The sequence below is a fragment of the Dubosiella muris genome (assembly GCF_004793885.1).
GTDB lineage: Bacteria > Bacillota_I > Bacilli_A > Erysipelotrichales > Erysipelotrichaceae > Dubosiella > Dubosiella muris.
Genome location: NZ_SRYG01000036.1, coordinates 1 through 11914, shown reverse-complemented (window position 1 = coordinate 11914; position 11914 = coordinate 1). Strand labels below are relative to the sequence as shown.

Sequence of the window (11914 nt, the reverse complement as noted above, 5' to 3'; positions counted from 1 at the left end):
GTGGATTTCCAAGCATTTCGGTCTCAACCCTCTTGGGTTGAGTGGATTGAAATATTTCACCCCATTCCTTTTTCTTTTTGTCGATATGTCTCAACCCTCTTGGGTTGAGTGGATTGAAATATCGGAGAACGAATAAACTTGTTTGAATCTTCTGTCTCAACCCTCTTGGGTTGAGTGGATTGAAATTTTGGTGTACCTGTACTTTTCCAGATAAATACACCCCGTCTCAACCCTCTTGGGTTGAGTGGATTGAAATAAAACGCAAAAGTATGAGCCTTACACGCTGCCATGTCTCAACCCTCTTGGGTTGAGTGGATTGAAATGGAGCACGACGACGGTCATCCCAAGACGCTGGGCGAGTCTCAACCCTCTTGGGTTGAGTGGATTGAAATCAACTTTTACGCACACGGTACAATTGCTGCGATAGTCTCAACCCTCTTGGGTTGAGTGGATTGAAATAGAGTCGATTTGGATTTGGAGTACGAGTCCGGAGGTCTCAACCCTCTTGGGTTGAGTGGATTAATGATAATGAATCAGATAGTTTTTGAAGAAAGGGTAATTGAATCCATACGGCAGATATTCTTTTTTCTTTTGGGAAGAATAAAATTTTGCAAAGAACTATATAGTTGTTAATTATTCTTTAATGAGCGGAAGGAAATGGTATCTTTCTGCTTTTTGCTTCAAATAAATTTACTACAGCGCTCTTATGGCGTTTTATTCCAAGTCAAAATATAAATTTCCAAAAATGATAGCGCATTCATAACTTTTGGGGCTATAATTATATTATATAGAATTATAATGTTGAAAAAATGCAAACAAAGAAGGTGGGAATATGGATTGGATTGGACATACAAATGAAGATGGAGATCAACAAAAATTGATTGATCATCTAAATAATGTTTCTAAATTGGCGGGAGAGTTTAGCGCAAAATTTGGAATGAGGAATATCGGAGAAATCAATGGAAATTTCCATGATGTGGGGAAATACTCTCCTGAATTTCAGGAACGTGTGCGTGGTGGAACGAATCGTGTGGATCATTCTACAGCAGGAGCTCAGTTGACAAAGGCGTTATATGATTTTGGAAATATAACAGATTTATTGATTTCCTTGCCGATTATGTCTCATCATAGCGGGTTGTGTGATTTAGGGAGTAGCGGCGACACACCAGATTCACCGACATTTAGAGCGAGAATGAAGAGAAAAAATCTTTCGAATTATGGTGCATATCAAAGTGAAGTGAAAAAAATTTCTCTGGATACGAATCAAATTAAAGAAGTTTTAGATAAACTGGATCAATCAAGTTCGGAAACAGAACGATACCTTTATATGGCAACTTTGACAAGATTATTATATTCAAGTCTTGTTGATGCGGATTTCCTTGATACAGAAGCATTTATGAGTAGAGGAAAGATAAAACGAAAGAATGGAGATGCGATAGTTGAAATTTATGAAGCTGTGAAAGAGAAGCTTGATAAAAAAGGATGGTTGAAAGAGGCTTCTTTAGCAACTTTGAATGGGCGGAGGAGCCATATATTAAGAACGGCAATGGAGAAGGGAAAAAATACGGATCCGGGTTATTTTAGGTTGACTGTCCCTACGGGAGGAGGAAAAACAATCTCTTCATTGATGTTTGCGTTGGAACATGCAAAAAGGAATCGTATGGCTCATATTATTTATGTTGTTCCATACACAACGATTATTGAACAAAATGCAGACGTATTTCGTGAATTTGCCGGAGAACGAAATGTTTTGGAACATCACTCGAATTATGAATTTCAAGAGGATGAATATGGTTTGATGATGAGGCTCGCCTCTGAAAACTGGGATATACCCATAATAGTGACGACAAGTGTACAATTCTTTGAATCTTTTTATTCAAATCGGTCTTCTTCTTGTAGAAAAAATCATAATTTAGTTAATAGTGTTTTCGTGTTTGATGAAGCACAAAAATTTCCAGTAAATTATTTAAGTCCGTGCTTGAATATGATTCATGAGTTGGTTGATTATTTTGGATGTTCGGCTGTTTTTTGTACAGCGACGCAGCCCGCTTTGGATAATTATTTAAATAATTTTAAAGTTGTAGAGGAGATATGTCCATCTGTTCAAAATCAATTCGATTTTTTCCAGAGGACGACTTATGAAAATCTAGGTATATTTTCAAGCGACGCTCTGGTGGATCGTTTAGAGAAAGAACATTGTGCGATGTGTATTGTGAATACAAGGAAAATTGCACAAGATTTGTATAAATCTTTGAAAGACAAGGTGCCGGAAGAAATATTGTTTCATTTATCGACAACAATGCATAAGGCGGATCGAGAAAAAACGCTGGAAATGATCCGGTCGCGTCTGAAAAATGGACAGAAAGTTATATTGATTGCGACAAGTTTGGTAGAGGCAGGTGTAGATCTAGATTTTGATACAGTTTTTCGACAAATGGCTGGTCTGGATTCAATCATTCAAGCCGGAGGTCGTTCAAATCGAGAAGGAAAACGGAACAAAGAGGATTCTAAGACTTATATATTTGAATTGGAAGGGGCTAAGAGTGCTTCAAGTCAAAAAATGGAAATTGAAATAACAAAATCTTTATTTAAAAAGGGGATAGATTGCAATGATCCAGATGCAGCAACAGTTTATTTCCATGAATTATATGATTTGAAGAGATCGCTGGATTGTAAGGATATTTTGAAAAAAGAGGAAAATTATCAGCTAAAAACGATTGGTAAAGAATTTAAATTGATTGAGGAGGATTCTTCCTTAATTGTGATTCCAAATGAAGAAAATAAGGATGCAATCGCTAGAATGCAATCTAAATATGGAACAAAGGATGATTTAAAAATGATTCAAAGGTATTCGGTTTCTATGCCGCATCAGAGAATCAAACAGTTTTACAATTTAGGGAAAATTAAACCGATGGAGGCCATTACGAATTTATTTATCTTAATGGATCAAGAAGCTTATGACGAAAATATAGGCCTGCTTTTAGAGAATGACGAAGGAGGGAATGCGATATTTTGGTAAAAGGCGCAGCAAACAAAAGTTGCCACGCCTTACCTTTACGCCATAAAATCTTTTATAATTTCAATCCACTTCTTTTCAGAAGACGTCATAACAATAGCATATTTTTTTTTAAAATCAAATAAAGAGAGAAAACAGGTTGATTTTCATATCCATAAAAAATATTATAGAAGTATAGAAAGGAGAGGAAAAGAGTATGGGATATAAAATTCGAGTATTTGGAGATAGAGCGTTATTTTCAAGACCGGAGCTTAAAGTGGAAAGATATTCTTATGACATTCCCACCCCATCCTCGTTAGTGGGGATCGCTGAAAGTATTTACTGGCATCCAGGTTTGAAATATGTGATTGACCGTGTGAAAGTGATCAATCCAATCGAACGGATTTCTGTTAAGCGAAATGAATTGAAAAGTAAAGTTTCAGCGGATAAAGTTCGTAAGGTTTTGGAAGGGAAAAAAGAGCTCCTTTATCTTGATCGCAATCAGGATATCGCCATGAGAAACTCCTCGATTTTAACAAATGTGGAATACATTATTGAATATCATTTTGAACTGATTCCAGAAAAGATGAATGAGACGGATTCAGAAGCTAAATTTGCCTCGATTATTAATCGACGAATTGAAAAAGGTCAATGTTATAAACAACCATATTTTGGATGTCGAGAATTTCCTGCTTATTTTGAGAGAGCGACTGGAAAAGAAGTGTCCTGCTATGAGGGTGAGGGAACGAGAGAGTTTGGATTAATGTTATATGGAATGGATTATTCTGATCCACAGCATTACACGCCAATGTTCTTTAACGCGGTGATGGAGAACGGGGTTGTTGAAATGGGGAATGTCGAGGTGTTTCGATGATTATCAAAAGTTTAGTTGATTTGTATGATGAGATGGCCAAAAAAGGTACGGTTCCGAAAGAAAACTGGGCATATTGGGAGGTTAGTGGAGTTTTGGATCTTGATGAAGAAGGCAATTTGCTTAGTTTGATTCCAGTGGCTGAATCAGATAAAGGAAAACTGATAAAGAAATCCATGTTAGTTCCTCAGGCATTTTTAAAAAGAACAAGCGGCATCTTACCAAATTTTCTTTGTGATAACTTATCTTATTTTTTAGGAATAGAATATAAAAAGGATAGTTTAAAAGCGACTGTTAAGAAATTTGAGGCGGCCAGGAAGCTTCATCATCAAGTTTTAGATGGCGTACCTTCTAAGATAGCTCAGGCTATTTTGAAGTATTTTGATACTTTTCAAACTGATATAGATCATCCGAGTAATTTGATTACGGCGCATTTAAAAATATTAGCAACTGGTAATTTAGTTTTTAGGTTAGATGGAGAATATGCGCAAGATGATGTTTTGGTTCAAAATGCTTGGAAAAGCTATATGAATCAAACGCTGGAGGGCGAAACAAGAAGGTGTATTATTACTGGAAAAGAAGATTATATTCCTGAAATTCATTTAGGTATTAAATTGCCTGGTGCCAAACCAGGAGCAGCATTGATTTCTTTTAATGATGAGTCTTATACTTCATATGGGCTTGACAGGAATGGCAACTCGGCAGTTGGAGAGGAAGCGGCTTTTAAATATGTCACAACTTTAAATTATTTGTTGTCAAACAGAGAATCGCATACAGGGATTGGAGACGTTCAATTCATTTATTGGGCAAAAAGCGCAGATAAGCAATATCAGGATATATTTGGATCGTTTTTAACTAAAAGTGAAAAGAGCGATGAGATCATTCATAATGTTTTTAAAAGGTTGAGCCGCGGTCAGATGATCGACGCCAATATTAACGCGAATGAACCTTTCTTTATTTTGGGATTAACGCCAAATGCCGCGCGTATTTCCGCTCGCTTTTTTCTAGAGAACAGCTTTGGATCTATTTTAAGCAATCTTCAAAAGCATAATGAACGGATGAAAATGGCGAAGCCGGCTTATGTTGATTTTGACTTTATTCATTTTTATCGTTTGGTTCAGGAGACGGTGGATAAGAAATCAAAAGATAAGGCACCTAAATCTGCGTTAGTCGGTGACTTGCTCGTGTCGGTACTAAATAACGCTCCTTATCCGGAAACACTTTTTTCTAGCATTATGCAACGAATTCAAGCAGAAAGAGGAAATGTGAGCTGGGAAAGAGCATCTATAATTAAAGCATTTCTTTTAAAGAACAGGAACTATAAAGTGGAGAATTTAACGGAGACGTTAAATGAAAAATCATCAAGTGTACCATATAATTTAGGTCGGTTATTTGGTGCTTTGGAAAAACTACAACAAGATTCCACAGAAGGAGAATTGAATACGACAATCAAGGAACAATATTTTAATTCTGCCGCCGCATCACCAGCTCAGGTTTTTCCTAATTTAATCGTGTCTTCCAGTAATCATCTGCGCAAGTTACGATCTAAAAATTTTGGTGCCTATGTTAATGCGGATAAGCTTATTGGCAATATTATTAGTTCCTTAAATGATGAATTCTTTCCTAGAACGATGAATCCAGATGAACAAGGGGAATTTGTGATTGGTTATTACCAGCAACGACAAAAATTCTTTGAAAAAAAGAATGGAAATGAAGAAGCCGCTGAGATTCCAGAAGTTTTCTTAAATGAACATTCATTAAACGAGTCATATAATTTGGGGCGGTTATTTAGCGTTTTGGAAAAATTACAGCAGGATTCTGAAGATGATTTTTTAGACTCAACAGTGGTGGAACGATCCTCATCCCCAAAAAAATCAAATCGGCTAGTGGGGACAACAATCAAAGACCAGTTTTTCAAATCAGCATCTGTTTCGCCATCGCGGGTTTTCCCGAATTTGTTGATGTTGTCCAGTAATCATTTGCGTAAATTGCGCATTAAAAATACAGGATTATACATTGTGGATGATAAACGCATTGGAGAAATCATCAATCTATTAAATGGAACTTTTCCACAAATGATGAATTTTGAACAACAAGGAAGCTTTGTGATTGGTTATTATCAGCAGAGGCGCAAACTATTTGCAAAGAAAGCTGAAAATGAAGACAAAGCTTCACTGCTGGCACGATTGAATGAAAGCGCAATAAGCAAACCATATGTTTTAGGACGCCTGTTCAGTATTTTAGAGGTGGTGCAGCAAGACTCTGCGGACGAAGAACTGAATACGACAATTAAAGATCGGTATTTTAGTGCTGCCGCTATGTCTCCTGGAAAAGTTTATTCACAATTACTCATGCTGTCAAAATATCATTTAAGAAAGTTGAATCGTAAGAATTATGGTGCGTCCATTTATTGGTCAGAACTTATTGAACAGTTGACTAAAAGGTTAGCTGGATTTTATCCAAAAATCATGAATACAACAGAGCAAGGTGAGTTCATGATTGGTTATTATCAGCAAAGACAAAAAATCTTTGAAAAGAAAAAAGATTCAGAAATAGAAGGAGGAACTGAAGAATGAGTGAAGTAATCAAGAATCGGTATGATTTTGTGGTTTTGTTTGATTGTGAAAATGGAAATCCAAACGGAGATCCGGATGCGGGAAACCTCCCACGAATTGATCCGGAGACCCAGTTGGGATATGTGACCGATGTATGTTTGAAAAGAAAGATTCGAAACTACGTGGCAATGACTCGTGAGAATGTGGAAGGGTACAAGATTTATATCTCTGAGGGAACTCCATTAAACTTGAAGGATGAAGAAGCAATCAATTATGTTGGACTTGAATTAAGCGATGATCCAAAAAGTAAAAATGAAAAGAAGAGAGTAAAAAAAGATGCGGCTGGTGATTTGATGGCTCGAGACTTTATGTGTAAAAATTATTATGATATTCGAACATTTGGCGCTGTCATGACAACTTTTGTAAAAGGTGGAATGAACTGCGGACAGGTGACTGGACCAGTTCAATTTACGTTTGCACAAAGTATTGATCCAATTTTTCCTCAGGAAATTTCGATTACGCGTATGGCTGTCACAACCGAAAAAGATGCTGAGACCAAGAAAAATACAATAGGTAAAAAAACGTTTATTCCTTACGGATTGTATCGTGCAGAAGGTTTTATTTCCGCTAATCTAGCCCAAAAAGTTACTGGTTTTTCCGAAGATGATTTAAATTTATTGTGGGAAGCTATCACAAATATGTTTGAAAATGACCATTCTGCTTCTCGTGGAAAAATGGCGGTAAGAGAATTGATTGTATTCAAACATTCTTCAGAGTTTGGTGACTGCCCTTCTCATAAGCTGTTTGATCAGGTAGAAGTTGTGAAAAAACCAGATGTTGGTACACCGAGAAAATATGATGATTATGAAGTAATTATTCATGAAAACAAGATTCCGCAATCGGTCGAAATCCAAAGAAAAGATGTATGAATAAGTACAATGAAGTTGAATACCTGATGATTTCGGGTATTCAACATTTTGCATTTTGTAGGCGTCAATGGGGATTGATCCATATTGACAAGAAATGGGCGGAGAATTACCATACCACGCTTGGGGAGCAGATCCATGAAAGAGTTCACGATCCTTTTTTGAATGAAAAGAGGAAAGATGTGATTATTGCAAGAGGAATGAAAGTCGTATCGCATGAACTTGGCATAACAGGAGAGTGTGATGTAGTTGAACTGCGTCAAGATAAAGATGGAGTTCCGGTTTTTGGGCATCGGGGGCTCTTCTCTGTTTATCCAATCGAATATAAAAAGGGAAAACCGAAAGTGAGCGACGAAGATGTTTTGCAGCTTGTGGCACAGACGATTTGCTTAGAGGAAATGTTTTGCTTTCCTATTCATTATGGGGCGATTTACTATGCCACTACTAAGAGAAGAGAGGAAATTAAGATAACGGCAGAACTTAAACAAAAAGTAAAAGACTATTTTATAGAGATGCATAGTTATTTTCAAAACCAGCACATTCCTCAAGTAAAGAAAAGTAAAAAATGTCAACAATGCTCATTAAAAGAACTTTGTATACCCGAGGATAACGGGAAATCTGTCTTGGAATATATTCATTTAGCGATGAAAGAGGAGTGATGAATGAGAAAATTAAAAAATACGTTATACATTTTGACTCCGGATTATTATTTAGGGTGCAAATTAGATACAATCATTATGTATGATAAAGAGAGTAAGGAAGTCGGAAGGATTCCCATTCATAATCTTGAAGGCATCGTATCATTTGGATATCGAGGCGTAAGTCCCTCACTGATGAAATTATGTGCTACGATGAATATTTCGATTGTTTTTCTGGATCCCAATGGATCCTATTTATCGAGAATCCAACCACCAATCACCGGAAATGTATATTTAAGAGAACTTCAATATCAGAAAATGTGTTCTATGGTATCATTTGATATTGCGAAGAACTGTGTTTTAGGTAAAATTTATAATTCGCGATGGCTTATTGAACGATATATTCGTGATCATCCAATGCAAATTGATATGGAAAAGATGAAACGAGTATCAAATGATTTATTAATCTGTATGAAGAAAATTTCATCATGTACCGATAAAGATTTTTTGCGAGCAATCGAAGGAGAGGCAGCTAGAAAATATTTTTCAGTGTTTTCTGAAATGATTCTTCAAAAAAATGGTTTTGAATTTAAAGGTCGATCAAGGAGGCCACCACTAGATCGAGTGAACGCTTTGTTATCGTTAGCGTATACTTTAGAAGTGTCAATGATTACTTCTTCCCTAGAATCTGTAGGGTTGGATCCTTATATTGGAGCATTTCATGTGGAACGTTCTGGAAGACCAGCGTTAAGCTTAGATCTTGTAGAGGAATTTAGGCCGCTTGTTTGTGATCGATTTGTGCTAAGTATGATTAACAAACGTGTAATTAATAAAAATGATTTTAAAATCCTTGAAAACGGCGCAGTGCTGTTAACGGAAAATGGCAAGAAAAAATTTTTTTCAGAATGGCAGAAGAAGAAATTAGAAGTTTTTACTCACCCATATTTAAAAGAAAAGATGGAGTGGGGACTCGCACCGTATGTACAAGCGTCGTTGCTGGCAAAATATTTACGAGATGAACTGGATGCTTATCCTGTAATATTATGGAAGTAAGAAGGATAAAATGATGCTAGTACTAGTAGTGTATGACATCAATACAAAATTTAAACATGGAGAAAAAAGACTTTTAAAGATTGGTCAAAAATGTCATTCTTATGGAAGAAGAGTGCAAAATTCGACGTATGAATGTATTGTTGATCAAAGTGAGTATTTAAAATTAAAAAAAGCAATATTAGATATTATTGAAATGGAAGTAGATAGTGTACGCTTCTATAATTTAGGTAAAAATTATCGTACAAAAATTGAAGTCTATGGATTGGATAATGGTATTGATGTCGATGATAATTTAATTTTCTGAAGGTGCGAATATGAAGTGCTCATGCAAAAGCGGAGGGACTCGCACCTAGAAATGTAATGTTAATTTGCTCAAAAAGAATATACGTGAACTATAAAATATTTTTTGTTTATTCTATTGAGGATAAATGAAGCAATGGTGAATTTGCTTCAAACTTTTATGGTCTCATCCCGTTTGGGATGAGTGGATTGAAATATCGTTTATTCGAGCGGAAAGGTCAAAGTGATGGGTCTCATCCCGTTTGGGATGAGTGGATTGAAATTCCGAAAATTGACGGAAGGCATCAAGGACAGATGTCTCATCCCGTTTGGGATGAGTGGATTGAAATATCCTGCGGTGTTCCTTCCACGACCAATCGAATCGTCTCATCCCGTTTGGGATGAGTGGATTGAAATACTACCAGAATTATCTGTAGTAGGTTTCTGTTCGTGTCTCATCCCGTTTGGGATGAGTGGATTGAAATCATCTTTTTGTTTTTAACCAAAGAAAGGAGAAAAAAGTCTCATCCCGTTTGGGATGAGTGGATTGAAATACTGAAAATACTCGTGTCGTCTTCATCATAAAGAGTCTCATCCCGTTTGGGATGAGTGGATTGAAATATCAATAGGATTCCAATCATAGCACCAAACGATGTCTCATCCCGTTTGGGATGAGTGGATTGAAATAAGCGGTTGTAGTTCAACGGCGCAAATATCCGCGGTCTCATCCCGTTTGGGATGAGTGGATTGAAATCCACTCTTTTACTTGGTTTTCGTACATGTTTCCGCCTGTCTCATCCCGTTTGGGATGAGTGGATTGAAATCAAAAAGAAGACTGGCGCCATAATAGCTGTGGCGGTCTCATCCCGTTTGGGATGAGTGGATTGAAATGTATTTGGTGTTACACTGATAGTCAAACGCGATTGTCTCATCCCGTTTGGGATGAGTGGATTGAAATACGCCTTCCCACACGCGTTTTGAGGTTGAAATCGGTCTCATCCCGTTTGGGATGAGTGGATTGAAATACGTAAACCCAAAAGAATTTATCTTCCGCGGTCAGTCTCATCCCGTTTGGGATGAGTGGATTGAAATTAGAATTGGAATTTGAAATCAGCGAAAAAAGCATAAGTCTCATCCCGTTTGGGATGAGTGGATTGAAATAAGTGGTTGTAGTTCAACGGCGCAAATATCCGCGTCTCATCCCGTTTGGGATGAGTGGATTGAAATATTTTCTGCTTGGTACCAAGGCGGGAAAAACCGAGTCTCATCCCGTTTGGGATGAGTGGATTGAAATAGCACCCGCATACACTCGTCAAATCCTTTTTTGATGTCTCATCCCGTTTGGGATGAGTGGATTGAAATCCGTCCATCTATATATAGAGCGCTCGTTCCATCCAGTCTCATCCCGTTTGGGATGAGTGGATTGAAATCATAGAGTTTTAAGTCTCGTTCTGTCCGCCTCACGTGTCTCATCCCGTTTGGGATGAGTGGATTGAAATATGGTCGCAGGCGAACTCTTTAATGAAATCAAGCGTCTCATCCCGTTTGGGATGAGTGGATTGAAATAAACAAGACTAATGTCTTGACACTGATATTATACCAGTCTCATCCCGTTTGGGATGAGTGGATTGAAATGTGATCTTAACTGCCGAGCTTCGGTTTTCAGACGGTCTCATCCCGTTTGGGATGAGTGGATTGAAATAAGTGCTTGTCCGCAATTCAAACAATATTTGTGCGGTCTCATCCCGTTTGGGATGAGTGGATTGAAATACAGAAGTAAACAAATTCGCACCCGTTGGAACCAGTCTCATCCCGTTTGGGATGAGTGGATTGAAATCCAGTCCCGGATTCGGAGATCGAATTAAAACGACTGTCTCATCCCGTTTGGGATGAGTGGATTGAAATTTGATATGCTCTTTGTCAAATTCATGTCCCTGATATAGTCTCATCCCGTTTGGGATGAGTGGATTGAAATCAAATCCTGCTTCTGAATTGGTGTGATGTCTTCGTCTCATCCCGTTTGGGATGAGTGGATTGAAATAAAGGACATCACAAAGAAGTCAGGTGATAAAATCGTCTCATCCCGTTTGGGATGAGTGGATTGAAATATTGAAGAATTGAAAGATGTCAATTATCCTTGGGGTCTCATCCCGTTTGGGATGAGTGGATTGAAATATGCAGTTTTAAAGGAAATAGAAAGCTGAAAAAGTCTCATCCCGTTTGGGATGAGTGGATTGAAATCAATATTTTGCATCGCCTTCAATTCGATTTGACAGTCTCATCCCGTTTGGGATGAGTGGATTGAAATACAAAGAAAGGATATAAAATTGAAATTCGTGACGTCTCATCCCGTTTGGGATGAGTGGATTGAAATTAACACATCCGTATAACTATTTTTCTTTAAAAAGTCTCATCCCGTTTGGGATGAGTGGATTGAAATATCGTATAAAGTACAATCACACGGAGCATATAATGTCTCATCCCGTTTGGGATGAGTGGATTGAAATGATATGGTACAGATGCAAGGCATCAATACACAACATGGTCCTATGTCAAGAAAACGGATAAAATAAATAGATTTTTTTATTTCCTGACTG

At 37.4% G+C, this 11914-nt stretch carries 7 protein-coding genes and 2 CRISPR repeat arrays; all 7 genes read left to right on the top strand.

Going from position 1 to position 11914, the window contains the following annotated elements; all coding sequences use genetic code 11:
- Positions 1-20: 20 nt before the first annotated feature.
- Positions 21-526: a CRISPR direct-repeat array (repeat unit 33 nt; unit sequence GTCTCAACCCTCTTGGGTTGAGTGGATTGAAAT).
- 306 nt (positions 527-832) lie between these two features.
- The 7 genes from cas3 to cas2 all read left to right on the top strand — a co-directional run bounded on the left by cas3 (position 833) and on the right by cas2 (position 9342).
- Positions 833-3019 carry a CRISPR-associated helicase Cas3' gene (gene cas3, locus E5336_RS11790; protein ID WP_135981301.1) on the top strand — a complete coding sequence of 729 codons (2187 nt, stop codon included), beginning with the start codon at positions 833-835 and terminating at the stop codon, positions 3017-3019.
- A gap of 193 nt (positions 3020-3212) precedes the next feature.
- Positions 3213-3869 carry a type I-C CRISPR-associated protein Cas5c gene (gene cas5c, locus E5336_RS11785; protein ID WP_135981300.1) on the top strand — a complete coding sequence of 219 codons (657 nt, stop codon included), beginning with the start codon at positions 3213-3215 and terminating at the stop codon, positions 3867-3869.
- Positions 3866-6442 carry a type I-C CRISPR-associated protein Cas8c/Csd1 gene (cas8c, locus tag E5336_RS11780; RefSeq protein ID WP_135981299.1) on the top strand — a complete coding sequence of 859 codons (2577 nt, stop codon included), beginning with the start codon at positions 3866-3868 and terminating at the stop codon, positions 6440-6442. The genes cas5c and cas8c overlap by 4 nt, the downstream gene beginning before the upstream one ends.
- Positions 6439-7350, top strand: coding sequence for a type I-C CRISPR-associated protein Cas7/Csd2 (gene cas7c / locus E5336_RS11775; RefSeq protein WP_135981298.1), 912 nt, complete (start codon positions 6439-6441; stop codon positions 7348-7350). The genes cas8c and cas7c overlap by 4 nt, the downstream gene beginning before the upstream one ends.
- On the top strand, positions 7347-8006 hold the full coding sequence (cas4, locus tag E5336_RS11770) for a CRISPR-associated protein Cas4 (RefSeq protein ID WP_135981297.1): 660 nt from the start codon (positions 7347-7349) through the stop codon (positions 8004-8006). The genes cas7c and cas4 overlap by 4 nt, the downstream gene beginning before the upstream one ends.
- Positions 8007-8009: 3 nt before the next feature.
- On the top strand, positions 8010-9038 hold the full coding sequence (gene cas1c, locus E5336_RS11765; RefSeq protein ID WP_135981296.1) for a type I-C CRISPR-associated endonuclease Cas1c: 1029 nt from the start codon (positions 8010-8012) through the stop codon (positions 9036-9038).
- Between the two features lie 10 nt (positions 9039-9048).
- The gene (cas2, locus tag E5336_RS11760) at positions 9049-9342 is read left to right on the top strand and encodes a CRISPR-associated endonuclease Cas2 (protein ID WP_277820868.1); all 294 of its coding nucleotides are present in this window, start codon (positions 9049-9051) and stop codon (positions 9340-9342) included.
- 159 nt (positions 9343-9501) lie between these two features.
- A CRISPR array of direct repeats spans positions 9502-11824; the repeat unit is 33 nt; unit sequence GTCTCATCCCGTTTGGGATGAGTGGATTGAAAT.
- Between the last annotated feature and the right edge of the window lie 90 nt (positions 11825-11914).